The 26,718-nt window shown below is 50.8% G+C and carries 25 protein-coding genes and 1 tRNA gene; 15 read left to right on the forward strand and 11 right to left on the reverse strand.

The genetic code is table 11. From position 1 onward, the window contains the following. Window positions 1–126 precede the first annotated feature (126 nt). The 3 genes from B0B12_RS18690 to B0B12_RS18700 all read right to left on the reverse strand — a co-directional run bounded on the left by B0B12_RS18690 (window position 127) and on the right by B0B12_RS18700 (window position 2,704). Complete coding sequence (locus tag B0B12_RS18690; protein ID WP_244554770.1) at window positions 127–735, reverse strand: fasciclin domain-containing protein; 609 nt, start codon at window positions 733–735, stop codon at window positions 127–129. Window positions 736–983: 248 nt separating this feature from the next. Continuing rightward, window positions 984–2,081: a S1 family peptidase gene (locus tag B0B12_RS18695; protein WP_076672034.1), complete on the reverse strand. Its 1,098-nt coding sequence runs from the start codon at window positions 2,079–2,081 to the stop codon at window positions 984–986. Between the two features lie 50 nt (window positions 2,082–2,131). After that, window positions 2,132–2,704, reverse strand: coding sequence for an RNA polymerase sigma factor (locus tag B0B12_RS18700; protein WP_076672036.1), 573 nt, complete (start codon window positions 2,702–2,704; stop codon window positions 2,132–2,134). A gap of 144 nt (window positions 2,705–2,848) precedes the next feature. Here B0B12_RS18700 and B0B12_RS18705 point away from each other — a divergent pair, with 144 nt between their 5' ends. Continuing rightward, window positions 2,849–3,049 (forward strand): hypothetical protein, encoded by a 201-nt coding sequence (locus B0B12_RS18705; RefSeq protein WP_018479792.1) that lies wholly within the window; start codon window positions 2,849–2,851, stop codon window positions 3,047–3,049. Between the two features lie 205 nt (window positions 3,050–3,254). On the opposite strand, the gene B0B12_RS18710 is transcribed toward B0B12_RS18705, so the two are convergent. Next, entirely contained in the window at window positions 3,255–4,445 is a 1,191-nt protein-coding gene (locus B0B12_RS18710) for a proline dehydrogenase family protein (RefSeq protein ID WP_076672038.1), read from the reverse strand. 173 nt (window positions 4,446–4,618) lie between these two features. On the opposite strand from B0B12_RS18710, the gene B0B12_RS18715 reads away from it, so the two are divergent. The 4 genes from B0B12_RS18715 to B0B12_RS18730 all read left to right on the forward strand — a co-directional run bounded on the left by B0B12_RS18715 (window position 4,619) and on the right by B0B12_RS18730 (window position 8,620). After that, window positions 4,619–5,749: a bifunctional 3-deoxy-7-phosphoheptulonate synthase/chorismate mutase type II gene (locus tag B0B12_RS18715; RefSeq protein ID WP_076672040.1), complete on the forward strand. Its 1,131-nt coding sequence runs from the start codon at window positions 4,619–4,621 to the stop codon at window positions 5,747–5,749. A gap of 69 nt (window positions 5,750–5,818) precedes the next feature. Next, complete coding sequence (gene aroB, locus B0B12_RS18720) at window positions 5,819–6,856, forward strand: 3-dehydroquinate synthase (RefSeq protein WP_076672182.1); 1,038 nt, start codon at window positions 5,819–5,821, stop codon at window positions 6,854–6,856. Continuing rightward, window positions 6,853–8,085 carry a 3-phosphoshikimate 1-carboxyvinyltransferase gene (locus B0B12_RS18725; RefSeq protein WP_083704304.1) on the forward strand — a complete coding sequence of 411 codons (1,233 nt, stop codon included), beginning with the start codon at window positions 6,853–6,855 and terminating at the stop codon, window positions 8,083–8,085. The genes aroB and B0B12_RS18725 overlap by 4 nt, the downstream gene beginning before the upstream one ends. A gap of 10 nt (window positions 8,086–8,095) precedes the next feature. Further along, a complete protein-coding gene (locus B0B12_RS18730) occupies window positions 8,096–8,620 on the forward strand; it encodes a hypothetical protein (protein WP_076672042.1) in 525 nt (174 codons plus the stop codon). On the opposite strand, the gene B0B12_RS18735 is transcribed toward B0B12_RS18730, so the two are convergent. The 5 genes from B0B12_RS18735 to B0B12_RS18755 all read right to left on the reverse strand — a co-directional run bounded on the left by B0B12_RS18735 (window position 8,617) and on the right by B0B12_RS18755 (window position 15,828). Continuing rightward, window positions 8,617–9,396, reverse strand: coding sequence for a helical backbone metal receptor (locus B0B12_RS18735; RefSeq protein WP_076672186.1), 780 nt, complete (start codon window positions 9,394–9,396; stop codon window positions 8,617–8,619). The genes B0B12_RS18730 and B0B12_RS18735 overlap by 4 nt on opposite strands. A gap of 258 nt (window positions 9,397–9,654) precedes the next feature. Continuing rightward, window positions 9,655–10,725 (reverse strand): M42 family metallopeptidase, encoded by a 1,071-nt coding sequence (locus tag B0B12_RS18740; protein WP_076672044.1) that lies wholly within the window; start codon window positions 10,723–10,725, stop codon window positions 9,655–9,657. Window positions 10,726–10,822: 97 nt separating this feature from the next. Then, a complete protein-coding gene (locus tag B0B12_RS18745; protein WP_076672046.1) occupies window positions 10,823–12,382 on the reverse strand; it encodes an acyl-CoA carboxylase subunit beta in 1,560 nt (519 codons plus the stop codon). Window positions 12,383–12,523: 141 nt separating this feature from the next. Further along, a complete protein-coding gene (locus B0B12_RS18750) occupies window positions 12,524–15,127 on the reverse strand; it encodes an ATP-dependent Clp protease ATP-binding subunit (RefSeq protein ID WP_076672048.1) in 2,604 nt (867 codons plus the stop codon). 116 nt (window positions 15,128–15,243) lie between these two features. Beyond that, the gene (locus B0B12_RS18755; RefSeq protein ID WP_076672050.1) at window positions 15,244–15,828 is read right to left on the reverse strand and encodes a WbqC family protein; all 585 of its coding nucleotides are present in this window, start codon (window positions 15,826–15,828) and stop codon (window positions 15,244–15,246) included. Between the two features lie 421 nt (window positions 15,829–16,249). On the opposite strand from B0B12_RS18755, the gene B0B12_RS18760 reads away from it, so the two are divergent. After that, complete coding sequence (locus B0B12_RS18760; protein WP_083704305.1) at window positions 16,250–17,140, forward strand: lysophospholipid acyltransferase family protein; 891 nt, start codon at window positions 16,250–16,252, stop codon at window positions 17,138–17,140. Window positions 17,141–17,308: 168 nt separating this feature from the next. On the opposite strand, the gene B0B12_RS18765 is transcribed toward B0B12_RS18760, so the two are convergent. Beyond that, on the reverse strand, window positions 17,309–17,935 hold the full coding sequence (locus B0B12_RS18765; protein WP_076672052.1) for an L-threonylcarbamoyladenylate synthase: 627 nt from the start codon (window positions 17,933–17,935) through the stop codon (window positions 17,309–17,311). 209 nt (window positions 17,936–18,144) lie between these two features. On the opposite strand from B0B12_RS18765, the gene mltG reads away from it, so the two are divergent. From mltG to B0B12_RS18790, 5 genes are all read left to right on the forward strand, one after another. Continuing rightward, a complete protein-coding gene (gene mltG, locus B0B12_RS18770) occupies window positions 18,145–19,218 on the forward strand; it encodes an endolytic transglycosylase MltG (RefSeq protein ID WP_076672054.1) in 1,074 nt (357 codons plus the stop codon). A gap of 150 nt (window positions 19,219–19,368) precedes the next feature. After that, on the forward strand, window positions 19,369–19,782 hold the full coding sequence (locus B0B12_RS18775; protein ID WP_076672056.1) for an acyl-CoA thioesterase: 414 nt from the start codon (window positions 19,369–19,371) through the stop codon (window positions 19,780–19,782). After that, the gene (locus B0B12_RS18780) at window positions 19,779–20,753 is read left to right on the forward strand and encodes a YihY/virulence factor BrkB family protein (RefSeq protein WP_076672058.1); all 975 of its coding nucleotides are present in this window, start codon (window positions 19,779–19,781) and stop codon (window positions 20,751–20,753) included. Before B0B12_RS18775 ends, B0B12_RS18780 begins: the two co-directional genes overlap by 4 nt. A gap of 175 nt (window positions 20,754–20,928) precedes the next feature. Then, window positions 20,929–21,013: transfer RNA gene (locus B0B12_RS18785), tRNA-Ser, on the forward strand. Window positions 21,014–21,264: 251 nt separating this feature from the next. Next, window positions 21,265–22,479 (forward strand): site-specific integrase, encoded by a 1,215-nt coding sequence (locus B0B12_RS18790; protein ID WP_076672060.1) that lies wholly within the window; start codon window positions 21,265–21,267, stop codon window positions 22,477–22,479. Between the two features lies 1 nt (window position 22,480). Here B0B12_RS18790 and B0B12_RS18795 read toward each other — a convergent pair whose 3' ends face one another. Beyond that, window positions 22,481–22,873, reverse strand: a complete 393-nt coding sequence (locus tag B0B12_RS18795; RefSeq protein ID WP_076672062.1) for a hypothetical protein — start codon at window positions 22,871–22,873, stop codon at window positions 22,481–22,483. A gap of 117 nt (window positions 22,874–22,990) precedes the next feature. Between B0B12_RS18795 and B0B12_RS18800 the strand changes: the two genes are divergently transcribed. The 4 genes from B0B12_RS18800 (at window position 22,991) to B0B12_RS18815 (ending at window position 26,635) form a co-directional block, all read left to right on the forward strand. After that, window positions 22,991–24,445 carry a tyrosine-type recombinase/integrase gene (locus B0B12_RS18800; RefSeq protein ID WP_076672064.1) on the forward strand — a complete coding sequence of 485 codons (1,455 nt, stop codon included), beginning with the start codon at window positions 22,991–22,993 and terminating at the stop codon, window positions 24,443–24,445. Window positions 24,446–24,619: 174 nt separating this feature from the next. After that, window positions 24,620–24,988 (forward strand): hypothetical protein, encoded by a 369-nt coding sequence (locus tag B0B12_RS18805; RefSeq protein WP_076672066.1) that lies wholly within the window; start codon window positions 24,620–24,622, stop codon window positions 24,986–24,988. 91 nt (window positions 24,989–25,079) lie between these two features. Next, window positions 25,080–25,952, forward strand: a complete 873-nt coding sequence (locus B0B12_RS18810) for a DUF6414 family protein (RefSeq protein WP_076672068.1) — start codon at window positions 25,080–25,082, stop codon at window positions 25,950–25,952. A 128-nt stretch (window positions 25,953–26,080) separates the two neighbouring features. Next, window positions 26,081–26,635 (forward strand): hypothetical protein, encoded by a 555-nt coding sequence (locus B0B12_RS18815; protein ID WP_076672070.1) that lies wholly within the window; start codon window positions 26,081–26,083, stop codon window positions 26,633–26,635. Window positions 26,636–26,718 lie beyond the last annotated feature (83 nt).

The following is a 26,718-nucleotide window of genomic DNA, read 5'->3' on the forward strand; positions in this document are numbered from 1 at the left end:
GCTATGGTTGCAAATGAGCTTAGAAAGCCCGCGCTTATACTTTTATAAGATGTTCTTACAGGCTTCTAATAAAAATAGCCTTCCACATGGGAAGGCTATTTTTATAATAGACCAAAATAATGTTGGTTATTCTTTGTCAGTTACAGCGTCAGCAGTTACCAAAACACGGTCCACCACGTGGATTACACCGTTGTTGGCTTCGATGTCAGAGTCTACAATGTTGGCACCACCAATAGTAAAGGCATTAGGAGCAGTGCCTGCACTGGCTACTTCAATGTAATCGTCCTGACCAACCTGGATGCGCTGGTTCGCCTGCAGTTGGCTTGTCATTACTTTACCAGAAATGATGTGGGCCTGCAGGATTTGAATCAGTTCGTTTCTGTTTTCTGGTTTTTTCAGGTACTCCAACTGACCGGCAGGAAGCTGCTTAAAGGCCTCGTTAGAAGGAGCAAAAATGGTAAACTCACCACCCTGCTCAAACGCTTTGGAGATATTGGCAGCCTGCACTAATTCCATGAAAGTAGAAATCTCGCTTTTGGTTCTGGCGGCATCCAATATAGCCATAGAGCTTGTCTCGGCAGTGGCATCCATTGTAGATGAAGTGTCCTCAGTAGTAGTGGTAGTTTCAGTGCTTACTTCAGTTTCTGTTGTTGTTCCAGTAGTAGTAGCGTCGTCACCAGCCATAGTAGTTGTCTCACTCATGGTGGTGGTTTCGTCCATGGCTGTGGTGTCCATGGCGTCGTTACTACTAGCGCAGCTATATAAGAAGCCTGCAGCAAAAACAGCAACAAGGGGTTTTAGCATTCGCATTTTCATAGTCTTTATTTTATGGTTCGTGATTAAACAAATTGTACACCTTTTGCCAGGATATACATTGTCTATTTAACTGCATCTTTTTAAAAAAGTTATAAAAAAAGAGGACTATCTGTGTTTGAATACAGATAGTCCTCTGCGGTATTGCAATAAAACAATATTGTCGTGCCTTAGTTATAAACTTTTACGACGAAAATATAGTCCTGAAGTTTCTTTAATTGTTGTGTGCGGGAAGCGCCGCTCAGGTTGTTTTGCTGCGGCAGGCTAACTGAAAGGCCACTTTCCCTTTCCTTCATTTCCTTTACCATTTGCAGTAGGTATGAGGACTTCACAGCAAAAGCGGCGCCTTCCTGACCTGCTTGCTTACCATTGATCACACCAATCACGTTGCCTTTGTCATCCAGCAGTGGGCCACCACTGTTACCCGGGTTAAGCGGGATGGAAATCTGATAAGAAGTGGTGTCGCCTTCGAAACCCGAAGCTGAGCTCAGCGAGCCCTCGCCAAACACGATGTCCTCGCGCGGGAAGCCCAAGGTGTAGACACGCTCACCTAAATCAGAAGCGGTAGTTTTGAAGGTATAAGGCAGTTTGCTGAAACCAGCAAAGGCTGGGTCTTCCACTTTCAGAATGGTCAGGTCGTAGTCGATGTTGCGGTGTACTTCCGTAACCTTATACTTCAGACCAGCTTTGTTCTCGATCAGGATTGAGTCGGCGCCCTGAATTACGTGCGAGCTGGTAACGATGTATCCATCCGGACTGATGGCGAAGCCGGTGCCGCTGAAGCGGGCAGAACGCGGGGCCGGTGTGGCAGCATCCGCGCTGGCGATGCCGTTGATAATGGCACGTTGCTCTTTTTTGATTTTTTCTACCTCGCGGCGAAGCTCCACGTAGCGGGCCGTCTGCTGCTGTACGGGTTTCTTGATTTGCTGTACGCTCCACAATGTGCCAAACACAGATAGCAGCGAAACACTGGCGGCAACCGCCATGGTCTGGGCGTGCTTCTTGAAAAAAACCTTCCAGGCTCTCAGTTCACTGTTGACAGACTGCGAACCGCCTTCCATTTCGGTGTGGATGCTGTTGAGTTTGTGGCGCAATTGCTGGCGCTGGCCATAGTGCTTCATGGCGTGCAGCACCTGCCGGTGCTCCTGTACCTGATCGGCAAGCCGCGGATCGGAGTGCAACAGCGCCTCGAAGGCGGCTTTCTCCTCAGCGGGCATACTCCCAGCCAGGTAGCGCTCTATTTGCTCGTAAATGCGGTGGTCAAACATGGTTATATAAAAATACCTTTCACAAGGTGCTAAAAATCAAATCACTCAGGCTATACCTCTGGTTTATAGGAGGTGAAGAATAGCTTCTTGAGTCGTTGCAGGCACTTGTACTTCTGATTTTTGGCCGTGTCGGTGTTCGTGTAGCCAAACTTCTCCACAATGTCCTGCATGCCCTGCGCCCGAATGTAGAAGTCCTCCAGCAAAGTGCGGCAGGGCTCACCTAGTTGGTCAAGGGCCTCGGCCATCACGCCAAACTGCCTTTCGTTCTCCTCGTGCTGCGGCACATCCTCCTCCAGCGACAGGTAGTTCTCAGAGTCCTCTATGCGGTTGGCGTAGCGCCCTTTCTCTGCCAGTCGCTTCAGCCACAGCCGGCGGCACACCGAGTAGAGGTAAGTCTTGATCTGGCAGCTGAGTTCCAGGCTGTTGCCTTTGATCTTCTCGTAAAAGACGATCACGCCTTCCTGGTAAATGTCTTTTGCCTCGTCATCAGTTCCACTGTTGCTGATGATGAAATGGGAGATCATCGGGAAGTGCAGCTTATAAAGATGTGCGAGCGCGCGGTCATCATCATTCCGGATTCCCTCCATGATCGCCTCATCCGTCTCATACAAACTCTTCCTCATGCCGTTCTGATTTTAATACGCCAGGCCGCTTTTTGTAACCCAACAAAAAAATATTTTAAAAAAATAAAAAATACCGGGTTACCTATCCGGCTTTCCGGTATGAAGTTCAAATTCGAAACCAAAACACTTAATCACAAACACAAAATGAAAAATTTGTTCAAATTCGCTTTCGTAGCGTTCGCCCTGGTAGCTTTCACAGCTTGCAACACTGAAGAAACTGCAACTGAAACTGAAGCTGTTGAAACTGAAGTAACTACTGAAGAAGAAGTTGTTACTGAAGAAGTTGAGGCTGACACTACAGTTGAAACTACTGTTGAGACTGACACTACTGTAACTGTACAGTAATTAAGGACAGAACTACGGATTATACCTTATAGTTCTAAACACATAAGAAGGCCCTGCAGCAATGCAGGGCCTTCTTATTTTTTGTGTCAGACAGATTCAGAGCAGTTCCAGACAAAGTGAGATAAACCGAGCTAATCCACAGTCACAGGGGCCTACTGTCACTTTCCCAGATAGCTCTTGCTCATCGCGTGTGGCAAATTATAGCCTAGCGCTTCTTCTCTTTTTTACGGCGCGTCATCTCTTTGCTGATCAGGCTGAACTCGCGGCTGCTCTGCCCGGCGATCGCTGTATTCTCGTTGGCGCGGCGCAGCAGGTAAGGCATCACAGCCTCCACAGGCCCGTAAGGCACATACTTGGCCACATTGTAACCAGCATTGGCCAGGTTGTAAGACAAGTTGTCGCTCATGCCGAAAAGCTGGGCAAAGAATACGCGCTCGTCGCCAGGCGCTATACCTTTCTCCTCCATCAGTTCCATCAACAGGTAGCAGCTGGCCTCGTTGTGCGTGCCGGCGCAAAGCGAAATGCGGTCGATGTGCTCGATACAGAAGCGGAGTCCGTCGTTGTACAGTTTATCTGAAGCAGCCTTGGTCGGGTTGATCGGGCTTGGGTATCCTTGCTCTTCGGCGCGTCTGCGTTCTTTTTCCATGTAGGCACCACGCACGGGTTTCGCCCCGAGTATGTAATTTTTGGCCACGGCGTTCTCATAATCGCGAACCAGCGCGTCGAGGCGATCGTGGCGGTAGAGCTGGTAAGTATTGTACACAATGGCTTTCTCTTTGTTGTAGAGGGCCATCATGTCGTAGGCCATGTTGTCGATCGTGTCCTGGAACCAACTTTCCTCGGCATCCACAAACACACGCACATCGGCTTCGTAGCAACGCTGGCAAATATCCTTCACCCGCTGCAATCCGCGCGCGTAGGCGGCTTGCTCATCGGCGGTCATTTTCTCGCCTGCCTGCACTTTTTCCAGCAGCGCTGTGCTAACCAGGCCGGTTACTTTAAACACCGAGAATGGAATATCCTTGTTGCCTCGGGCTTTCTCCACGGTGCGCAGAATCTCGTCGCGGGTAGCGTCAAAGCTTTTATCGGAGCCCTCTCCCTCTACCGAGTAGTCGAGGATGGTGCCGATGTTGTATTTGGCCAGCTCACGGATAGCGCGCTCCGACTCCTGAATCGTTTCGCCGCCGCAGAAATGGTTGAAAATAGTCGGTTTGATGATGAATTTAACCGGCAGGTGCAGTTTGATGGCTGCGTTCAGCAGGCCACCGCCCACCTTCACAAAGGTGTTGCTGTTCATGGACTTGAACAACAGGTACATTTTATAAAGCTCAGCGTCGGATTTGGATGAAAACGCGACAGCTGTATCGTCAAAAGAAACGTTGGTAACCGGGTTCATGTAATAGCATGTTAATCGGCGCAAAGATAGTGTAAGTGTTAACGTTATGCACCATGCATACCCGGTTCCGAAGGTATATTTTTGCACTGTTTCTCGGTGAAGGCGCTCCCTTAAACCAGATCTGCTGCATAACTGTTGTAATTGTAGTACCTTTGTATGGACAATTGACATCAATGAATTTCAAAAATAAAGACACGTATTTCGCTGATCTGCTGGCTGAGCGGGGCAGGCCGCTGGTAATTGCCGGGCCCTGCAGCGCCGAGAGCGAACAGCAGGTGATGCAGACGGCGGAGGCATTGAAAAAGCTGAATGTGCACCTGTTTCGGGCAGGTATCTGGAAGCCTCGTTCCCGCCCCAATACCTTTGAAGGTGTAGGACTGGAGGGACTGGCCTGGCTGGCCCGTGTGAAGGGGGAGTTGGGTATGCGCGTGACGACGGAAGTAGCGACCGGACGCCATGTGGAGGAAGCTCTGAAACAAGGTATAGATGTGCTGTGGATCGGCGCCCGTACCACTGTGAACCCCTTTGCCGTGCAGGAAATAGCCGACGCACTGCGTGGCGTGCAGGTGCCGGTGATGGTGAAAAACCCTGTGAACCCGGACCTGGCCCTTTGGATCGGCGCGATCGAGCGCATCTACCAGGCAGGTATAAGCGATCTGGCCGCCATTCACCGCGGCTTCTCTTCGTACCAACCCTCCAAGTACCGCAACGCACCGGTATGGCAGATTCCAATCGAGCTGAAGGCCCGTTTTCAGAACCTGCCCGTGATCGTGGACCCGAGCCACATCGGCGGCACCCGCGACCTGATCTACCCCTTGTCGCAGCGTGCCCTGGACATGGGCTGTGATGGCGTGATGATCGAGACGCACCCGAACCCGGCGGAGGCTCTGAGCGATGCGGAACAGCAGGTGACGCCAGCCGCACTGGCTGACATACTGAACAAGCTGCAGGTGCGCAAAACAAATTACGATGACGCTGAACTGGTGAACCGCGCCGAAGAACTGCGTTTGAAGATTGACGCCGCCGACCATGACCTGATCGGTGCCTTGGCGCAGCGCATGGCCTTGGTGGAGCAGATAGGAGAGTATAAGAAGCAGAACAATGTGCAGGTGCTGCAGCTCGAGCGCTGGAAAGAAATTTTCCGAACTCGTGCCGACTGGGCTGCCGAAGCAGGTATAAATCCAGCCTTTGTGGAAGAGCTCTACAAACTGATCCACGTGGAGTCGATCCGAAAGCAAACCAGCATCATGCAGGCCGGAAATCCGGAAGCGAAACCTGACACCAGCCCCGAAAAATCCTCGTAAGCGTATACCTGAATGCCGGTTGAGGGCAGTTGCTTGGATCCGGCTATACCTGTCCTAAACAAAATTCGCGTGACAGAAAACATACACATTGGGCGAAACGTACTGCCGCAGCTGAAAGCGGTGTTGCAGAACCTGGCCTTTTCGAAAGTAGCCGTGCTGGTGGACGAAAACACCCTGCACCACTGCTATCCGCAGGTAAAGCCCTACCTGCCAGCGCACGATATCATCCAGATTCAGAGCGGCGAGGCACACAAGACCCTGCAAACCTGCGAGTACATCTGGCAGCGCATGACCGAGCTCAACCTCGACCGATGGTCGGTGCTCGTGAACCTGGGTGGCGGCGTGATCGGCGACATGGGCGGCTTTTGTGCGGCCACGTTCAAGCGCGGGCTTTACTTTGTACAGGTGCCTACCACGCTGCTGGCGCAGGTGGATGCTAGCGTGGGCGGCAAAACAGGTATAGACTTCCACGGTCTCAAGAACCACATCGGGGTATACAAAGAACCCAAAGCTGTTATCATTGACCCAGGTTTTCTTAGTACACTTCCACAGCGGCAACTGAAATCCGGCTATGCCGAGATCATCAAGCACTGGCTCATAGCTGACGCGGCCGCCTTTGAAGAGCAGCGCCACATCGGGCTGTTCACCGAAGACTGGGACGCGCTGATCCGGCACTCGGTAGGTATAAAGTCCGCCGTGGTGGAGGCCGATCCTTTGGAGGGCGGCTACCGCAAAGTGCTCAACTTCGGCCATACCGTGGGCCATGCCGTAGAAAGCTACCTGATGGAACAGCCCGGCCGCGAACTCTTGCATGGCGAGGCCATTGCCGTAGGGATGCTGTGCGAGGCCTACCTTTCCGTAAAGAAAGAGTTGCTTACCAGGCGTGAACTGGACCAGATCGAGACCTTTCTGGTGTCGATTTACGAGAAGGTGAAGCTCACCGAAGAAGATATTCAAAGCATGGCCAAACTGGCTTTGCAGGACAAGAAAAACACACACACTACCATTAATTGTACCCTGTTGCAAGGTATAGGCAAGGCCGTTTGGGATCAGCCTGTTACCCTTGCCGAAATACAGGAAGCCTTGCGCTATTACCAGCTACTATGATTAAAACTCTTACTCTTTCGCACCCGACAGGTATACTGAAGGGTCGTGTGCAATTACCAGCCTCTAAAAGCGAAGCCAACCGCGCCCTGATCATTGCGGCGCTGGCCGGCGGGGAATCTGAATTGCAGAACCTCTCCGAAGCCAACGACACCCAACTCCTGCAAAAGCTCCTGCAAAGCGACTCAGAGACCATCGACGCTGAGGATGCCGGTACCGTCATGCGCTTCCTCACTGCCTATTATGCTATAACGGGCCAGCAAAAAACGCTGACCGGAACGGAACGCATGTGCCAGCGCCCTATAAAGGTGCTGGTGGAGGCACTGCAGGAACTGGGCGCAGGTATAGCTTATCTGGGGGAGGAAGGTTATCCACCACTCCGGATCAGTGGCTTTAAAGGCAGCGGCAAAAAGCACCTGAAAGTGCGCAGCGACATCAGCAGCCAATATATTTCGGCTTTGCTGATGGTGGCACCTATGCTGCCGGAAGGCCTGGAACTGGAACTGGAAGGCAAGATCAGTTCACGGCCGTACATCGAGATGACCCTGGCGCTGATGAAGCACTTTGGGGTAGAGGCCAGCTTTGCGGACAACACGATCACAGTGCCGCATCAGGTATACCAGCCTGCCATTTTTGCTGTTGAGTCGGATTGGTCGGCGGCCAGCTACTGGTATAGCATGGTGGCCTTGGCCAAAGAGGCGGATATTACGCTGCTCGGGCTGCGCGAGGATTCGCATCAGGGCGACAAAGCCATCGTAGACATTATGCGTCGCCTGGGGGTTCATACCGAGTTTAAAGCGGAAGGCGTGCGCCTCACCAAAAAGCGAGCAGAGAAAAGAGTGGCCTTTGATTTCAGCAACTGCCCGGATCTGGCACAGACCGTGGTGGCCTTGTGCGCCACTTCAGGCATAGCCGTTGAGATGACCGGATTGGAAAGCCTGCGCATCAAGGAAACTGACCGCATCCAGGCCCTGCAGATCGAAGTATTGGGAATGGGAGTCTCGCTGGAAGAAAGAACCCCCGGCATTTTTCAGATGAACCCTGGCTTGCTCCGACGCCCCGAGCTGTGCTTCAGAACCTACCAGGATCACCGCATGGCCATGGCCTTCGCCCCAGTAGCCCTGCTGCAGCCGATCCGGATACAAGACCCCGATGTGGTGCGCAAGTCCTACCCAAGGTTTTGGGAGAATCTAGCGCAAATGGGGTTTGAGGTGTTGGTGAATACAAAATGACGAATGAATAATGAGTAATGGAGGGCGCTATTTTTATGGAGATGCAGGGCTGATTGAGATCCTGCTACCAAAACTTGAGTTGATGGAGACGGCTGCCGGTGGGTATGCTGCCGTTTACAAAGATCCGCTCACCAATTCGTTTTGGCTGAAGTACTATGCCACCACGGCCACACCGGGCGGGGGGTACCTCACCCTCATGCGCCTGCCCGCACCCAGCACCACAAAGTTAATTGACATTGCCATCAGCACGGTTTTCGAAGACGAGGCCGTCGCCGCTGTGCTGCGATTGCTTGATGAAGAGTCGGTTGAAAAGAAGGATTTCCGATTGCAGCTTGTGGAGCAACTCGAAGCGTCTGTTGAAGCCCAAGGCATAAGTGCCGAGCGTGCCTATCAAATCGTCAAATTCGCGAACCTGACGGATACAACAAACATACGGGAGGTGATTGGAAAAACCGCCGCGCAGGTGCAAGAAGATGCCACCTATTTTGCAGGTATAGCGAAGCGGGCAGAGCGGTTAATAAAACGCCTTTCCTAGTTTGCTATACCTTGTTCAACTTCCTCGATTATACCCTGCAAATAGGCTGGTGCCTGTAGCAAGCGGCTGCCATACCAACTGAACATCTCCCCATCCACTACTTTAATAACGGCATTCGGACATAGTTCCTGAAACTCAGCGAAGTGCTTTTCCTGAAAAGGGTAAGGCTCCGACGACAACAAAATCAACTTCGGAGCGGCAGCTCGTAATTCATCTGACGATACCTCCGGATAGCGGGGCTGATCGGCGAAAACATTACGGAATCCGCAGCGCTGCAATAAGTGGTCGATGAAGTTGTCGCTGCCCACCGCCATGTAAGGTTTGCGCCAGATGAAGTAGGCGGTAGGTATAGCGGGTTGCACAGGCTGCAGCTTTTGAAATCCAGCCGCTATACCTTGTGCGATCTGTTCTGCCTTGGCCTCCGTTCCGGTCAATTCACCTAGCTGGGTTATCATCTGGAGGGAGTCTTCCAAGGTATAGATATCGCTCATCCAAACCGGATACTTTTCCTGTAGTGCCGCTATACCTTCGGGGTAGTTCTCTTCTTTATTCCCGATGATCAGGTCAGGCTGCAGCTCGTCGATCACATCCAGCTTGAAGTTCTTAGTACCACCAATTTTCGTTTTCTGCTTTACCTTTTCTTTCGGGTGAATGCAGAATTTGGTAAGGCCCACGATACGCTCTTCCAAACCCAGATCGAAGAGCAGTTCAGTTTGCGAGGGCACCAGCGATACAATGCGCTGCGGCAATTGCTGCAGCGTCATTTGATGGCCCATTTGGTCGGTGAAGGTCAAGGTGTTAATGTGTTAATGAGCTGATGTTGTCCCTGAGGCTTTACGAGGTATAATCGTCCCCGTTTACGGCAGGCGATGCCAGGTATACCGGCGGCAGGGGCGCAGCATTAGTGCCCGGAAGGATTGTTGCTTCATCGCAAGTTGGTTCAGGTATAGGTCAACTTACGAAAATCGCTTTAAAACAAAAAACCACACAAGCTGACAGGGGCTGTGTGGTTTGTCTGAGGCTAAAAGTGATTTCTATTTCAGGTAACGGAAGTCCTGTTGGTCCTCAATTTTTAGCAGTGTTTCGTAAATCAGTTTTGTTACGTTCTCCACGTCGTCCCGGTGCACGGTTTCCACGGTGGTGTGCATGTACTTGAGCGGCAGGGAGATCAGGGCCGAAGCCACGCCGGCGTTAGAATAGGCAAACGCATCGGTGTCGGTTCCGGTTGCACGTGAAACAGCAGAGCGCTGGAACGGAATTTCTTTTTCCTGTGCCGTATTGATGATCAGATCACGCAGGTTATTCTGCACGGCCGGGCCATAGGCGATCACAGGTCCTTTGCCGCAATGGATGTCGCCGCTGTTCTTCTTGTCATACATCGGCGACTGGGTGTCGTGCGTCACGTCGGTGATGATGGCCACATCCGGCTTAATGCGATGGGCGATCATTTCGGCACCACGCAGACCGATCTCTTCCTGCACCGCATTCACAATGTACAGGCCAAACGGCAGTTTGTGCTTGCGCTCGTGGATCATGCGGGCCACTTCGGCGATCATAAAGCCACCCACGCGGTTGTCCAGCGCACGGCCCACGTAGAACTTTTCGTTCATCACCGTAAACTCGTCCTCAAACGTAGCCACGCAACCTACGTGTATACCCATTTTCTCCACTTCCTCACGGTTGCTGGCGCCACAGTCCAGGAACACGGTTTCAATGGTTGGCGCCTTGTCGTTCTCGACCTTGCGCACGTGTATGGCCGGCCAACCGAAAACAGCTTTCACGATCCCTTTTGAGGTATAAATGTTCACGCGCTTGGAAGGGGCGATCAGGGCATCGGAACCACCGTTGCGCTTCAGGTAAATGTAACCTTCCGGCGTGATGTAGTTCACAAACCAAGAGATCTCGTCGGCGTGTGCTTCGATTACTACCTTGTACTCGGCTTCCGGGTTGATTACACCCACCACAGTGCCGTATGTGTCTACAAAGTAGTCGTCGATGTATGGTTTAATATACTCCAGCCACAGCTTCTGTCCTTCGGACTCGAAACCGGTAGGAGAGGAGTTATTTAAATATTTCTCGAGGAACTCGAATGATTCTTTTCTCATCAGGGTCTTGTTCAGTAATGTATAGACAATAGTTATTAAACATAACGAGCATGTATACCCAGATGTTCTGTGGCAGACATGCTCGTGCTATGCTCTCTTACAACGGTATGTTGCCGTGCTTCTTGCGTGGCAGGGTCACAGCTTTGTTCTCCAGCATCTTAAAGGCTTTGATCAGCTTGGCGCGTGTCTCGCTAGGCATGATCACCTCGTCGATGAAGCCACGGTGGGCGGCACGGTATGGCGTGGCGAATTTGTCTTTGTACTCCTGCACCTTCTCTGCCAGTTTCGCAGCGGGGTCTTCCGCTTCAGCGATCTCGCGCTTGAAGATGATCTCGGCAGCACCCTGCGCGCCCATCACCGCGATCTCGGCAGTTGGCCAGGCATAGTTCATGTCGGCGCCAATGTGCTTGGAGTTCATTACGTCGTAGGCGCCACCGTAAGCCTTGCGGGTAATCACCGTGATGCGTGGCACTGTCGCCTCACAGAAAGCGTACAGCAATTTGGCCCCGTTGGTGATGATGCCACGCCATTCCTGGTCAGTGCCCGGCAGGAAGCCCGGCACGTCTTCCAGTACCAGCAAGGGCACGTTGAAGCTGTCGCAGAAGCGCACGAAACGAGCGGCTTTGGTGCTGGCGTTGATGTCGAGTACGCCGGCAAGCACGGCAGGCTGGTTGCCTACAATGCCGATGCTGCGGCCTCCCAAACGGGCAAAGCCTACCACAATGTTCTCACCGAAGTTCTTGTGCACTTCGAAGAAAGAGTCCGCGTCGATGATGCCCTCAATCACCTCACGGATGTCGTAAGGCTGGTTCGGGTTTTCAGGTATAATGGTATCAAGCGCAGGGCGAGTTTCGTCCTGGCCTTCTTCGTAAGGTATAGCAGGAGGCAATTCTTCGCAGTTCTGCGGGATGTAGCTTAGTAGCGTTTTAATATAGTTGATACACTCCACTTCGTTGGCGCAGGAGAAGTGCGTCACGCCACTTTTGGTGCTGTGCGTGCTCGCGCCGCCCAGTTCCTCAGACGTTACGTTCTCGTGCGTTACCGTTTTCACCACGTTCGGGCCAGTCACGAACATGTAGGACGTGTCTTCCACCATCATAATGAAGTCGGTAATGGCAGGGGAGTACACCGCGCCACCGGCGCATGGGCCCATAATAGCTGAGATCTGAGGTATAACGCCTGATGCGAGTGTGTTGCGGTAGAAAATATCAGCATAACCACCCAGCGATACCACACCTTCCTGAATACGGGCACCGCCTGAGTCGTTCAACCCGATGACCGGCGCACCATTCTTCATGGCCAGCTCCATGATCTTCACGATCTTCTCGGCGTGCGTCTCGGAGAGGGAGCCACCCAGTACGGTGAAGTCCTGTGAGAATACATACACCAGGCGGCCGTTGATAGTGCCGTAGCCGGTTACCACGCCGTCGCCGAGGTAGTACTGCTTGTCCAGACCAAAGTCTTTGGAGCGGTGCATCACAAACTTGCCGATCTCTTCAAAAGAGTTCTCGTCAAGCAAAAGGTGAATGCGCTCGCGGGCCGTCAGTTTGCCTTTTTTGTGCTGTGCATCTATTCTGTCCTGTCCGCCGCCTAGTAAGGCCTCGGCATTTTTGCGCTCCAGCGTTTCGATCTGGCTCTTTCTGATTTCTCCTGCCATGAAATGGGGTATAGCTATTTTATCTGATACGAATTGATTAATTGTCAAATTTAAAAACTATAAGCCGAAAACAGCTATAAACCAGCCAAAAAATAAGGGCTGCTCCAACAGGAGCAGCCCTTATACCTTAGGTCTTATACCTTATTTGTCAGACTTGTCACCGTCGCCCGAAGACTTGGTTGGCTCTGTCTCTTCCTCTTCGCCGTCGTTGGCAATGCCTTTCGGCTTCTTGCCATTGCTCTTCTTCGAGGTGAAAGTCAGCTTCTCTTCGCCTTCCTTGTAGTCCACCTGCATGGTGTCACCTTGCGCGATCTCGGCTTTCAGTATCTCCTCCGCAATTGGGTCTTCGATATATTTCTGAATAGCACGATTCAGCGGACGGGCACCATACTTCGGATCATAGCCTTTCTCGGCCACAAAATCTTTGGCTTTGTCGGTGAGCTCGATTTTATACCCAAGTGTTTCGATGCGCTTGAACAGTTTGCCCAGCGACAGTTCGATGATCTTGTGCATGTCCTCACGACCAAGCGAGTTGAACACGATCACGTCGTCCAGACGGTTTAGGAACTCAGGCGAGAACGTCTTCTTCAGAGCACTCGCAATGGTGCCTTTCATGATGTCGTCCACGTTGTCCTGCTTGCTCTTCGACATGAAGCCTATACCTGCACCGAAGTCCTGCAGGTCGCGGGCACCGATGTTGGAGGTCATGATGATGATCGTGTTACGGAAGTCCACTTTGCGGCCCAGACCATCGGTCAAAATACCGTCGTCCAGCACCTGCAGGAGCAGGTTGTATACATCCGGGTGTGCTTTCTCGATCTCGTCGAGCAGTACCACCGAGTAGGGCTTGCGGCGAATCTTCTCGGTCAGCTGACCACCTTCTTCGTAACCTACGTAGCCCGGAGGCGCTCCGACCAAGCGAGATACGCTGAATTTCTCCATGTACTCACTCATGTCGATACGCACCAGCGCGTCGTCTTTGTCGAACAGGTAAGTGGCCAGCACTTTGGCGAGCTCGGTTTTACCTACACCTGTCGGACCCAGGAACACGAATGAACCAATCGGCTTTTTCGGATCTTTCAAACCAACGCGCGTACGCTGAATCGCTTTCACCAATTGCTTAATGGCTTTTTCCTGACCAATTACTTTACCGCTCAGTTCATCGGCCATGTTCAACAGCTTCTGGCCTTCGTTCTGGGCGATACGCTTCACCGGTATACCTGTCATCATGGCAATAACTTCTGCCACATTTTCCTCTTTTACCGAATAACGCTTCTTCTTGGTCTCTTCTTCCCAGTTCTTTTTCGCTGTTTCGAGCTGGTCAATGAGTTTTTTCTCTTTGTCGCGCAGTTGGGCAGCCTCTTCGTACTTCTGGCTCTTCACCACGCGGTTTTTCTCCACCTTGATGTTCTCGATCTGCTCTTCAAGCTTCAGGATATCCTCCGGCACCACGATGTTGTTAATGTGCACACGTGCACCTGCTTCGTCGAGAATGTCGATAGCTTTGTCCGGAAGGAAACGGTCGCTCATGTAGCGATCCGAAAGCTTCACGCAAGCCTCGATTGCCTTGTCGGTGTAGTTCACATGGTGGTGGTCCTGGTACTTGTCCTTGATGTTGTGCAGAATCTCCATAGTCTCCTCTGGCGTGGTAGGGTCTACCATCACGATCTGGAAACGACGGGCAAGCGCACCATCTTTCTCGATGTACTGGCGGTACTCGTCGAGCGTGGTCGCGCCAATGCATTGGATCTCGCCACGGGCCAGGGCCGGCTTGAACATGTTGGAGGCGTCCAGCGAACCGGAAGCGCCACCGGCACCCACGATCGTGTGCAGCTCGTCGATGAACAGGATCACGTCCGGAGACTTCTCGAGCTCGTTCATCACAGCCTTCATACGCTCCTCGAACTGACCACGGTACTTCGTGCCAGCTACCAGCGAGGCCAGATCCAGGGTTACCACGCGCTTGTTGAAAAGCACGCGCGATACCTTTTTCTGCACAATGCGCAGGGCAAGGCCCTCAGCGATAGCGGTTTTACCTACACCCGGCTCACCGATCAGGATCGGGTTGTTTTTCTTACGGCGGCTCAGTACCTGGGCCACACGTTCGATTTCTTTTTCACGACCCACTATTGGGTCCAGTTTGTCGTCTTCTGCCAGTTTGGTCAGGTCGCGGCCAAAATTGTCGAGCACCGGAGTGCGCGATTTCTCACCGGGCTTCTTGCTCGAGCTGCTGCCAGCGCGGGAAGAAGAACCAAATAACTTGTCAGAATCATCATTATCATCTGTGTCAGACGATGCCAGTGGATTATTGCTGTGATAATCCAGGGAGTCTCTTATCGCTTCGTAGTTCACGTTGAATTTCGCTAGGATTTGTGAAGAAATATTGTCCTCATCCCGAAGGATGGATAATAAGAGATGTTCAGTACCTATTATATCACTCTTGAAGATTTTGGCCTCCAGATAAGTAATTTTAAGCACCTTCTCAGTTTGCTTGGTAAGCGGAATGCTGCCGGTGATGTTGCTGTTTTGTGAAGCGGTGTTTCGTGTAGCCTGCTCCAAAGCGTACTTCAGTTCATCTATCGAAACACCCAGCTTCTTGAGCAAGGCGATGGCAGTTCCTTCTCCTTCCCGGATCATACCCAACACCAGATGCTCAGTGCCAATGTAGTCGTGTCCGAGTCGGATAGCTTCCTCACGGCTGAGTGAGATCACCTCTTTCACTCTGTTCGAGAATTTAGCTTCCATGTATACTCTATAAAAAATGTAAAGGTCTAAAAATGTTGTAACTCGTTGAGGCTAACAGGAAAAGCCCCTGATTGTTAACAAGCCCTGGTCCGCAAAGGTTTAGTTTTGCAGGGGCATTATTGTAAGTAGAAAAGCGACTTCGGACCCTGTGTAAACAACAAGTCAATTATACTAAGGTCTTGTACAAATTGTTTGCCAAATACTTGTGTATAGGGTTGTACGTACAAGTTGTCAGGAATGATTTTAGGATGTATCCTATTTCTGAGGTCGAGCACCCCCGCCGGCTGCTCGGTCTGATAGCTGTCTGTGAACCCGACTGGCCTGTCCAGTTTCAGAAATTTAAGATAAAGCCGCAAAAAATCAACGTTCAGGTCGAATAAATATTTCGGCTGCCGCTCATATACCTCCCGGATGTAGTCACTGTAAAATTCAAAATAGGGTGCCCGCCCATAGGCCGCCTGGATCGTGCGCCAGTGCACGTTGTACCACTTCTGGCTGTAGTCGATCTCGATCTCGGTGATCAGGGTCTTGTCCTTGCTGTTGCCCCGCAGTACCGGCACGCTCAGCGGCACCATACCCTGCGCCGTGAGCACATGGCAGCGGTTGCGGTAGCTTTGCTTCACATAGTTTTCGTGTTGCTCGATCAGCAGTCCATCCGACTTAAGCGCCTGGGCAAAGTACTGGATGGGAGGGTGGTACATTATTTCGGTGAGTAAAGGCAAGGGAAGTTAAAAAGTTAGAAAGTTTGGAAATTAGAAAGTTGAATATTCGTAGCAAGACACACGTATCAAATAGCAAGACTTCTCTTTGAGAGAAGTTGACAAAGGACGCTTTGACAAATGGCTTTGCTTACAACTAATGCTGTTTCGGATTTGTAATCCGGAACCTTCTGTTTTGCGGATTTGCAATCCGCTTGGCTGCCGGTAGTTACTGCCTTTGCAAGGCGGATTACAAATCCGCGGTAAATATACTTTCGGATTGCAAATCCGAAAGAGCCGAGCACTCTCCAAAGGGATCGTGCTACGTGTGTCGTGATAAGAAATAGTGATACGCGAAATAAGCACGATTTCTTTAATTTCATAATGCAGGTATAGGTTGTACCTTTGCGGTTGATCTATACCTGTGAAAGAATCTCCGAACATACCTGCGCTTTATCTTCCACTTTGGTGGCTGCTCAAGGGGCTTTCTTTGCTGCCACTGTCTGCACTTTACGCCATTGGCTATGGCCTATACCTGCTGATATACCGGGTGGTAGGCTACCGCAAAAAAGTCGTGCTGCAGAACCTGCGCAATTCTTTCCCGGAGCGGAGTGAGGCCGAGATTCAAGGTATAGCCAAGGCATTTTACCGGCAGTTTGTGGACGTGGTAGTGGAGATTGTAAAACTGACCACCATATCACCGTCCGAGATGCGGCAGCGCGTTACTTTTTACAACCCCGAAGTGCTCGAACAGTTTGTGCAGGCCGGAAAGCCGGTCATCATCCTGGGCTCGCATGTCGGCAACTGGGAGTGGTGTCTGTCTGCTGCGTCGCTGCGCTTTAACTTCCCTGCCGAAGGCGTGTACCGTCCGCTGAAAAATCCTTTCTTTGAGGAATACATGATTCATATCCGCAGTCGGCTGGGCGCAAGGCTCATCAAAATGAAGGACACCATGCGCGACTTCATCCGTCACCGGCAGGTACCGCGTGTGGTGGCGCTGCTGTCGGACCAGACCCCGCCCTACGGCGAGATTCAGCACTGGACCACTTTCCTGCACCAGGACACACCCTTCTTTGTAGGGGCCGAAAAACTGGCCAACAGCTTTGGCTACCCCGTGCTATACCTGGATGTGCGCCGTCTCAAGCGTGGCCACTACGAGCTGGCTTTCGAGGTGCTCACAGACGGCACGCATGCCGTAAACGAAGGGGTTTATCCTATCACCGATGCCTTCGCCCAAAAACTTGAGGCCACCCTCCAACGCAACCCCGCTGACTATCTCTGGACCCACAAGCGGTGGAAACATAAGAGAGTTTAGGAGTTAGAAAGTTTGGGAGTTTAGGAATTGTGAATTTTGAGATAACCGGTTTTTCTGTTCACCTCTCTGTCATAGATTTAGACTTATGGGGCCACCACCTAATATCTCTTAACTCTTACTTTCCAGACACTTAAACTCTCTAACTCCTAAACCCCCAAACTCCCAAACTTAAAGGTATTCCTCAATATCGCCAGCCCCCTCACGTAGCACCTCAAAATTGTTGGAGGCGTCCACCACTGTTGAAGCGACGTTGTTGCCAGGCCCACCATCGATCACGCCATCGACTAAATTGCGATATTTCTCATAGATCAGTTCCGGGTCAGTGCTGTACTCAATTACTTCGTCCTCGTCGCGGATGGAGGTGGAGAGGATCGGGTTGCCGAGTTCCTGCACCAGCGCCAGGGCGATCTTGTTGTCGGGCACGCGTATACCTACCGTCTTCTTTTTGCTGCCGGCATAGCGGGGTACGCGGCTGCTGGCGTCGAGCACAAAAGTAAAAGGACCGGGCAAAGCCTTTTTCATCACTTTGTAAGTAGGCGTGTCGATTTTGGCGTAGTCGGAAATGTGCGTAAGGTCGGAGCAGATGAAGGAAAGGTTGACCTTATCAGGTTTCACGCCCTTGATCTGGCAGACGCGCTCCACCGCCCGCGTGTTGTGAATGTCACAGCCGATGCCGTAAATGGTGTCGGTGGGGTAGATGATCACGCCCCCGTTGCGCAGAATCTCGACCGCTTCCTGTATCTTTTTGGGCTGTGGATTATCCGGATGTATCTGGAGGAAAACAGCGTTCGCCATAGTTTTATCTTGTAAGGTTAAGCATCAGGTAGGACATACTGATTAAAAGCCCGCTGCGTTGCAGGTATAGCCTTGCACACGGGCACAGGGGCGATTCGGACAGATGCCGGTTCAAAATTAGTCAGATAAAAAAGATTAGTGTTATTTTTGTAGCCTAAACTAAACAGGTCTGGAGCCTTACACCCTTTTCCGGGCTCTTTATTTACAATATGGCTAACGAAGTCACTCCCCCGCGCAGACGCGTCAAGAAAGAGAAAAGCATGTGGATACCCGGCATTATTGTGCTGCTGCTGTTCCTGTTTGTGAGCTTTTCTTACTATGCCTACCAGATTGTGTATACCGCCAACGTAGACACCAAAGGGCAGGACACTTATGTATACATCCCCACCGGCGCTACTTACGACCAGGCCCTCGACTCAGTAGAGGCCACCGGCACCATCATCGACCGCCTGTCACTGCGTTTCATGGCCAAACTCATGGACTACGACAAATTGGTGAAGCCGGGCAGGTATAAGATCGAGAGCGGATGGGGTAACCGTCAGCTCATCGGCACCTTGCGCCTGGGCGAGCAGGCACCGCTCAAGCTTACGTTCAACAACATCCGCCTGCGCAGCCAACTGGCCGAAAAACTGGCCGCTTCTCTGGAGCCTTCTGCTGAAGAGATCGACAGCCTGCTTAACGACCAGGAGTACCTGAAAACGCTCGGTTTCGACACGACTACGGTGGTGAGCATGTTCATCCCGAACACGTACGAGGTATACTGGACTATCACGGCGCCTGAACTCATGCAGCGCATGAAGACTGAGTACGACCGCTTCTGGACAGACGAGCGCAAAGCCAAAGCCGAGAAGATGGGACTTTCGCCGAAAGAGGTGTCTACGTTGGCTTCTATTGTACAGGCCGAAACGATCAAGAACGACGAGAAGCCGCGTGTGGCGGGCGTATACCTGAACCGTCTGCAACGCGGCATGAAGCTGGAGGCCGACCCGACCGTGGTTTACGCTGTGCGTGACTTCAGCATCCGCCGTGTGCTCAACGTGCACCTGCAGCACGACTCCCCTTACAACACTTACCGCTATGCCGGGCTGCCTCCGGGCCCGATCAACGTGCCGGACATCTCCAGCATCGATGCGGTGCTGAACCCGGAGCAACACAAGTACATCTACTTCTGCGCCAAGGAAGATTTCTCGGGCTACCACAGTTTTGCTGTAACCCACGCCGAGCACATCGCCAACGCCCGCCGCTACCAGCGCGCCCTGACGGAGCGGAATATTTTGAGGTAAATTGTTGATTGTTAATTGCTGATTGTTGTTCACCAAACCTGAACAGGTATAGCATTTCTGAAACTCAAGTGAGCTGGTCACGCTATACTCTCGGCAATCATCTTCCATCAATTAACAATCAACAACCAACAATCAGCAACCATTTACAAAATGTTCGAATCAGAAGTACAGATACGCGTGCGCTACGCCGAAACCGACCAGATGGGCTATGTCTACTATGGCAACTATGCGGCTTACTACGAAGTGGCCCGCACCGAGGTGTTTCGCCGCTTAGGTATACACTACAAGGAGATGGAGGCGACGGGCACGATGATGCCAGTGCTTGAGCTCAAGTGCAAGTACATCCGGCCGGCCAAGTACGACGATCTGCTGACGATCAAGCTCTTGCTGAAGCACAAGCCGCATGGCTCGCGTATAAAGTTTGAGTACGAGGTGTATAATGAGGAGGAGACACTGCTGAACGTGGGCGAAACCACCATGGTGTTTGTGGACATGAAGTCAGGACGCCCAACGGCTATACCTGAACTGATACACCAGAAGTTGGACGGATACTATAGCGAATGAGGCTGAACCAGCAATACCTGAAGCGCCGCAGAGCGTACCGCAAGTTCATTGTATTTCTGAAGAGGTGGCGCTTCAACAACGGCCAGTCTTCGGTATACGATGTGGCCGACGTGTTGCTGGGTGAACTCAGGCTGGACTCCATCACCAAGCGCGCCTCCTACATGGCCTTCAACTTCACGCTGGCCATTTTTCCAACCATCATCTTTCTCTTCACGCTCATACCCTATGTGCCCAGCATCCTGTCGCTGGACCTGGGCGAGAGCATCCTCAACTTCCTGGCTGATTTCTTACCTGAGGAAATGTATACCGTGGCCTACGGCACCATCGACGACATTGTGAATAAGCCGCGCGGGGGGCTGCTTTCTTTTGGTTTTCTCTTTGCCCTGATTCTGTCTACCAACGGCATTATGTCGCTGATGGACGCTTTCGATAAAAAGTACCATACCTTCTACAAGCGGCCTTACTTTAAAAAAAGGGTCATCGCCACGGTGCTGACCATTGCGCTTTCTTCCATCTTGTTTCTGGCGGTGGCTGCTATCTTCTTCGGACAATGGATTCTGGATGTACTGGTCTTCTACGAGATCGTGACCGAGACCTATACCTATACCTTGATCGTGATACTGAAATATGTGGCCATCATCCTGCTTTTCCTGCTGGCGACTTCGCTCATCTATTACTATGTGCCGGCCATACAGGATAAGTGGCCATTCTTCTCGGCTGGCGCGGTGGTGGCCACCGTCCTGATCTTTCTGGTGTCGCTTATCTTTTCGCTCTACATCAGTGCCTTCGATACCTACAACAAGTTCTATGGATCCATCGGCGCCCTCATCGGTCTCATGATCTGGCTCGACTTCGTATCAATGATCCTGATACTAGGCTTTGAGATTAACGTGAGCATCGATACCGTGACCAAGCGCCTCACACGCAAGACAGCCCAGCGTACTTCTGAAGCCACCTCAGCAGCTGCCTGAAAGCCAGTTAGGCAGGTATAGGAGAGCATAGATAAGGTATAGCAGCTAGGTGCTGAAAAATTTTGCGCTTCAAAATCAGTCGCTTATACCTGAAATGCTTCAACCGGCGAAAAATAATTTCGTATAGTTTTGAAAATTCAGCGCTGCACTATACTTTTGTGCTCGATTCAATTACAGAGAGTTGGCGGAGTGGTCGAACGCGGCGGTCTTGAAAACCGTTGACTGTAACAGGTCCGGGGGTTCGAATCCCTCACTCTCTGCGGAGTAACTTATCAGTTAGTATAAAAAGCCCTTAAATCAGCGATTTAAGGGCTTTTTTGCTTTTAGCCCCACCTGAATTTTACGATTTCTCTCCTTTCTGAGGCAGCCAATTCGGGTACCCGAATCCGTTCTGTTGCCGGGTACCCGAATTGATGCTTAACTAGCTGGCTATAAATAAGATGTACAGAATTTTTACATCTTGTGGAGCCTTGGTTTGATTGTTAAATTCAAGCATAAAAGGAGGAGTTGTATGGACACCAAGATCAGTATCCTGTTCTACGGCAGGAAAGCCAAGACCACCAAAGACAATCTCTTGCCCATCTACCTGCGCGTCACGCTGCAGGGCAGGCGGCTGGAGCTCAGCACCCACCGCTACGTCTCGCCTGACCGTTGGTCTGTGGAGGCGGGCAAAATGAAGGGCAGCTCGGCCGAGGCCCGGAGCGTGAACGCCTACCTGGACACGCTGCGGGCTAAGGCCTATGGCCACCACCGGGAACTGCTCGAGGAGGGCAGGCCCGTGACAGTGGAGGCGTTCAAGGAGAAGTGGATGGGAGTAGAGGAGAAGCCGGTCATGCTGCTGGAAGTATTCCGGATGCACAATGAGCAGATGAGCCAGCTGGTTGGAAAAGACTACGCCCCAGGCACCATGGAGCGCTACGCCACCTCCCTGCAGCACACGGGGGACTTTATTCGGTGGAAGTATGGGCTGGAGGACATGGATGTAAGGAAGCTCTCCTATGGCTTTATCACCGACTACGAGTTCTGGTTCAAGACTGTCAGAAATTGCGCCCACAACACCACCATGAAGTACCTGGCCAACTTCAAGAAGGTCATCCACCTATGCCTGAAGAACGGCTGGCTGGAGCGCGACCCCTTCCTGGGCTACAAGATGAGCAAGCGGGAGGTGGTGCGCGAGTGCCTCACCGAGGCCGAGCTGCAGCGCATGGCAGAAAAGGAGTTTGTCACCGACAGACTGGGCCAGGTGCGCGACGTGTTCCTCTTCAGTTGTTACACGGGGCTGGCTTATGTGGATGTGCAGCAGCTCAAACGCTCCGAAATAGGGGAGGGCATGGACGGACAAAGGTGGGTCTTCACCCGGCGGCAGAAGACCGAGACGCTCTCCCGGATCCCGCTCCTGCCGGTGGCCCAGGCGATCGTGGACCGCTACCAGAATCATCCGCAGTGCCTCTACCAGGACCGGGTGCTACCAGTGCTGAGTAACCAGAAGATGAACGCCTACCTCAAGGAGATCGCCGACGTGTGCGGCATCCGTAAGACGCTCACCTTCCACATTGCCCGCCATACCTTCGCCACTACTGTTACCCTAAGTAATGGGGTGCCGATTGAAACGGTCAGCCGCATGCTGGGCCACACCAACATCAAGACCACCCAGCACTACGCCAAGATCCTGGATAAAAAAGTAGGGGAGGACATGCAAAAACTTCGAGAGCGGCTGAAGCTATAACTCAGTTAGGAGTGGAGGCGTTGCTTTTCTCCATGTAGGGTTGCCAGTTCACAACGAGCACCTTCTCGTCGGAAAGCAGCAGATAGCCGTAGTCGTAGCAGAAGTAATAGGTGTTGCCTTGTTTGGTGCGGTAAAGGTGCGTGAAGTGGCGGAAGTCGAAGCCGGCCACCTGCAGCACCTCCCGCCGGAGGGTGGTCTTGCCCTCGGGGCTGTGGCGCTGCAGCACGAAGCGGTTGTGGCGCAGCCTGGTGTTAATCTCCTTCATCAGCCGCTCGCCTGCGTTCTGCGTCTTTCGGCTGTTCTTTGCGATTGACCTGCACTGGTCGCTGCAGTAGCGCTTGTCTATTCTGCCCGTCAGCTTCATCCTGCAGTTCTCACATGTTCTCTCTTGCATACTTTCTACGTTTTTTCCGGCTTTACCCGGCTTACCCGGGTAAAGCCGGACTTACCCGGGTATTTTACGATTAGCTTGAATTTAGGTGTTTATTTGCTGTTGTAAATATTAAACACGATGCAAATTCCGTCTAATCAGCCAGTTATTTACCTCAATGCACTCGAGCATGAAAACGTAAAGTACATCCGCCTGTGGCACAAACCCAATCCTTTTATTGTGAAGCGGCTAAAGGAGGCTCACTGGATCAAGTACAGCAAAACCTACAAGTGCTTTGTGATGCACAACCGGCCGCAGAGTTTAGAGATGACTTTCGAGCATTTTCAGGGGCTGGCTAAAGTAAGCACACAATACCTGTACCGTCCCAAACGACTGAAGCCCGGCAAACTGGTGCCGGTTCTGGCTGGAGGCCAGCAGGGAGAGCCGCTCCAGAAGCTGCCCGACATGCCCGTGGTGAAACTCCAGCCGATGCTGGTGGAGGAAAACAGGACCGTGATCGGCATCACCTTCCGCCACAGCCAGAAGGTATACGAAACACTCAAATACAGCAGCCTAGCCACCTGGCAGCGGGAGCCCAAGTGCTTTGCCATACCCGAGGGCGGGCAGCACATCCAGCAGCTGGCCGGGGAGCTGGAGGGTGTAGGCTGGCTGTGGCTGAGCCAGGAATTGGTGGTGCGCGACGTGGTGCTGCTGCGCCGGCTCTGGGAGCAGACCTACCTGAAGGGACCGGACTACATCTCTTGTCCTATTGACTACCTGGAGAAGCTCTTCCTGCTCAACTATTCCATGAACACGATCCGCACCTACCATAGTCTGCTGCTACGTTTTCTCAATAGCCACAAAGACAAGGGGATGGAACAGATTAACGCTTTCACCGAGGAAGACATCAACCAGTACCACCGCCAGATGGTGCAGGCCGGTTCTTACTCCTGCTCGTTTATCAACCAGTCGATCAACGCAGTCAAGTTCTACTACCAGCGGGTGCTGGGCCGCCACGAGGTGCAGCTCCATAATGTGGAGCGCCCGGAGAAACCCGACAGGCTGCCCACCGTGCTCAGCAAGGAGGAGGTCAGGAAGATCCTGTCGGCCACCGACAACCTCAAGCACCGCTGCATGCTTCAGTTGCTCTACGCGGGCGGGCTTCGGATCGGCGAGGTCATCAACCTGAAGCTCACCGACGTAAAGTCGGACAGGAACCTGCTGCTCATCCGCGGGGGCAAGGGCAAAAAGGACCGCACCACTGTGCTCTCGCAGAAGCTGCTGGAGAACCTGCGGGTGTACTACAAGGAGTACAGGCCCAAGGAGTGGCTCTTTGAGGGGCAGTTCGGTGGGCAGTACACGGCCGACAGCCTGCGTACCGTGTTCCAGGCCTGCCGCAAAAAGGCCGGGGTGAAGACGAACGCCACGCCACACACGCTCCGGCACTCTTTTGCCACGCACCTGCTGGAGCAGGGCACTGATCTACGCTACATCCAAACCTTGCTCGGGCACAGAAACAGCAAGACAACGGAGATCTACACGCACGTGACCACCTACGCGCTGGACAAAATCGTGAGTCCGCTTGATAATCTGTAGAAAAGAACTATATTAGGGTTACGCTATGGAAAAGATGACAATAACAGGCTCCCAAATTGAAAGACCATGTACAAAAGAGCCAAACAGTACTCCACACATAGTGCAGATAGTAGGAGTAGGTACTCCTGTTAGCAAGTAGTTGGCAGTAAGCTAATTTAAGAAGCAATCTCATAAATGGATGAAAAATTAAATTCTCTTGAACATACAATTCTGTCTGAGATTGAGAAGTCTCATAGAGAAACACACCCATTTTTGAAGAAGCAAATGCTGAATTTGAAAGTCAGCTCACGTGAATTTACTGGCATAGGTGTGTATGTTCACTTCACTCCTCAGGGACAAAAGCGGCAGAAGAATAAAATTTCAAAAGAAAAAACTTATTTAGGAGTAAGTAAAAGCTTCTACATTGACACACTTGAATTCCCAATTTCTTTTGAATTGAATTTAAGTGAAGAAGGAGTTTTGGAGTTTTTAGAAATAGTTTCTAATGATAATAAAACTTGGAATGGTGAGTTTAACACATTCACTATTGAAGAAGAAGATTAAGAAATCCTTCTGCCAACAAGGCACAGGCTCCATACTCGGCTACGCCTCGTTCGCAGCCTGTACTAAACGTTGGGCATAATAAATATAAACCATGAATGAATTTCCAATCTCATTTTATCTTAACCAAAAGTATGCTTTTGATATTTTGGCTATTTTGGATAATGGTTTTACTAATATTCGAACATTGAAAACTTCAGCAAATGCAGAGGATACAAAAGAGAATAAATTAAAAGGTGAGATTGGTGTAAATAATGTTTTTGCGTTTCTGGGCGTAACATTGGGTGGTGAGAAGAATTCTTCTAAAAGAGAAGGTACTGTAGAAGAATCAGAATTTAGTAAAGTTCATACCCCTAACTCTTTATTTGCAAAAGTTAGAACAAGTCTTCATTCAAGAGGCTTAGTAAGGACTAATAAATTCATGGATTCGACCACTGGTGAATTCGTTGAGTTCAAAGCTACTTTGAGGAAAAACCCAGTCATAGATAATCTGGAAAGCTATCTATCAGTCTTTAGATTGGCCTTGAACTTCGAAGATAGAAGTCATGGAAAAGGTCAGAAGCAAGGGCAACAAAATAATAAGAAACTTCTTGAACAATTTGAGGGCTTAGTGACCCAATTACAGTCTGATGGAAATTTAGACTTAACAGGTGAACATGTAGGAGAAGAAAAGTTTAAAGCTGTCTTGACCATAGATAATAGCTATTTAAATGACCCTTCACTTAATGATTTAGCAGATGGTGAATTTACAGTCTTTGGAAAAGTTATCAAGGTACTGCCAGATACATCAAACGATAGTGTTAACTTATTAAGAAAGACAAGCTTGAGCAAAGTTGATAATTCTTTATTAACAGAAATGTTCTCGGGTTTTCAGAACATGGCTGCACATGGTTTAAAAGATTCTGATTTCATAAAAGATATAAAACCACCTGTACTACAGGTAGTACCAATTTCAATATTTGCTTAAAAATAACTTTGCCCAACCCTGTACATACTTCATGCTTCGGCTAAAGCCTCGCAAGTCGCATATACCAATCCGTTGGGCAAAATGAAAATCATAGAAAGAATGCTACTCGATATAAAGTAACGAAGCGAATGAAGTACATAAATGTTCTTTTTTTAGTCATTCTGTGCTTCGGCTGCAAAAGTCAGCAGCAGAATAAAATTGGTGCTGTTGGTATTAAGTATGAATGTGAGTTAGCCACTGCGGAGTTTGATGAAAGTCCATATACAAATGGAGATAAAGTAGATTCAGCTTATAGTAAATTTCTAAGCATTAAGGATAATGGTGTATTTTTTACTAGCAGATATTTCAATCATTCGAATTCAACGGAAGCCTTTGTAGTAGATTCCAACTCAAAGCAACAATGGACATACAATGCAGATGAATCTATAAACATTGCCTTAAGTGACGAGAGAAGCAAAGTAGTAAGTAATCTCCTTGAACAAGTTGAAAAAGGCTCTTTTCGGCAGGTATGCTACAATGGACCGAGTGAAGGTTCTATGTCTCTTTTGCTGGTAAAGTTAGGTGGTGAATTAGTTATGAAATATGAAGCAAGCCAATTCGATTATACCCATTTAAATGAATCAGAGAAAGCAAAAATAAGAAATGCATTGGAGCTAATTAATGTAATAAAAACAAATCGGTAGTTGAAAAATCACTCTGCCCAACTAGGTTCATAGTTTAGGCTGCGGCAATGCCTTGCCCATACTATGCACGAGCACGTTGTACT

The organism is Pontibacter indicus (genome assembly GCF_900156345.1).
Taxonomy (GTDB): domain Bacteria; phylum Bacteroidota; class Bacteroidia; order Cytophagales; family Hymenobacteraceae; genus Pontibacter; species Pontibacter indicus.

Excerpts from the sequence above, each read along its gene's own strand:
- mltG (WP_076672054.1), top strand. The coding sequence starts at position 18,145 with ATGGCTAACGAAGTCACTCCCCCGCGCAGACGCGTCAAGAAAGAGAAA.
- B0B12_RS18700 (WP_076672036.1), bottom strand. The coding sequence starts at position 2,704 with ATGAGGAAGAGTTTGTATGAGACGGATGAGGCGATCATGGAGGGAATC.
- B0B12_RS18730 (WP_076672042.1), top strand. The coding sequence starts at position 8,096 with ATGAGTAATGGAGGGCGCTATTTTTATGGAGATGCAGGGCTGATTGAG.
- B0B12_RS18815 (WP_076672070.1), top strand. The coding sequence starts at position 26,081 with ATGAAGTACATAAATGTTCTTTTTTTAGTCATTCTGTGCTTCGGCTGC.
- B0B12_RS18745 (WP_076672046.1), bottom strand. The coding sequence starts at position 12,382 with ATGGCAGGAGAAATCAGAAAGAGCCAGATCGAAACGCTGGAGCGCAAA.
- B0B12_RS18780 (WP_076672058.1), top strand. The coding sequence starts at position 19,779 with ATGAGGCTGAACCAGCAATACCTGAAGCGCCGCAGAGCGTACCGCAAG.
- B0B12_RS18765 (WP_076672052.1), bottom strand. The coding sequence starts at position 17,935 with ATGGCGAACGCTGTTTTCCTCCAGATACATCCGGATAATCCACAGCCC.
- B0B12_RS18790 (WP_076672060.1), top strand. The coding sequence starts at position 21,265 with ATGGACACCAAGATCAGTATCCTGTTCTACGGCAGGAAAGCCAAGACC.
- B0B12_RS18735 (WP_076672186.1), bottom strand. The coding sequence starts at position 9,396 with ATGGGCCATCAAATGACGCTGCAGCAATTGCCGCAGCGCATTGTATCG.
- B0B12_RS18695 (WP_076672034.1), bottom strand. The coding sequence starts at position 2,081 with ATGTTTGACCACCGCATTTACGAGCAAATAGAGCGCTACCTGGCTGGG.
- B0B12_RS18800 (WP_076672064.1), top strand. The coding sequence starts at position 22,991 with ATGCAAATTCCGTCTAATCAGCCAGTTATTTACCTCAATGCACTCGAG.
- B0B12_RS18710 (WP_076672038.1), bottom strand. The coding sequence starts at position 4,445 with ATGAACCCGGTTACCAACGTTTCTTTTGACGATACAGCTGTCGCGTTT.
- B0B12_RS18690 (WP_244554770.1), bottom strand. The coding sequence starts at position 735 with ATGGACACCACAGCCATGGACGAAACCACCACCATGAGTGAGACAACT.
- B0B12_RS18750 (WP_076672048.1), bottom strand. The coding sequence starts at position 15,127 with ATGGAAGCTAAATTCTCGAACAGAGTGAAAGAGGTGATCTCACTCAGC.
- B0B12_RS18755 (WP_076672050.1), bottom strand. The coding sequence starts at position 15,828 with ATGTACCACCCTCCCATCCAGTACTTTGCCCAGGCGCTTAAGTCGGAT.
- B0B12_RS18705 (WP_018479792.1), top strand. The coding sequence starts at position 2,849 with ATGAAAAATTTGTTCAAATTCGCTTTCGTAGCGTTCGCCCTGGTAGCT.
- B0B12_RS18775 (WP_076672056.1), top strand. The coding sequence starts at position 19,369 with ATGTTCGAATCAGAAGTACAGATACGCGTGCGCTACGCCGAAACCGAC.
- B0B12_RS18740 (WP_076672044.1), bottom strand. The coding sequence starts at position 10,725 with ATGAGAAAAGAATCATTCGAGTTCCTCGAGAAATATTTAAATAACTCC.
- B0B12_RS18725 (WP_083704304.1), top strand. The coding sequence starts at position 6,853 with ATGATTAAAACTCTTACTCTTTCGCACCCGACAGGTATACTGAAGGGT.
- B0B12_RS18805 (WP_076672066.1), top strand. The coding sequence starts at position 24,620 with ATGGATGAAAAATTAAATTCTCTTGAACATACAATTCTGTCTGAGATT.
- B0B12_RS18715 (WP_076672040.1), top strand. The coding sequence starts at position 4,619 with ATGAATTTCAAAAATAAAGACACGTATTTCGCTGATCTGCTGGCTGAG.
- B0B12_RS18810 (WP_076672068.1), top strand. The coding sequence starts at position 25,080 with ATGAATGAATTTCCAATCTCATTTTATCTTAACCAAAAGTATGCTTTT.
- B0B12_RS18795 (WP_076672062.1), bottom strand. The coding sequence starts at position 22,873 with ATGCAAGAGAGAACATGTGAGAACTGCAGGATGAAGCTGACGGGCAGA.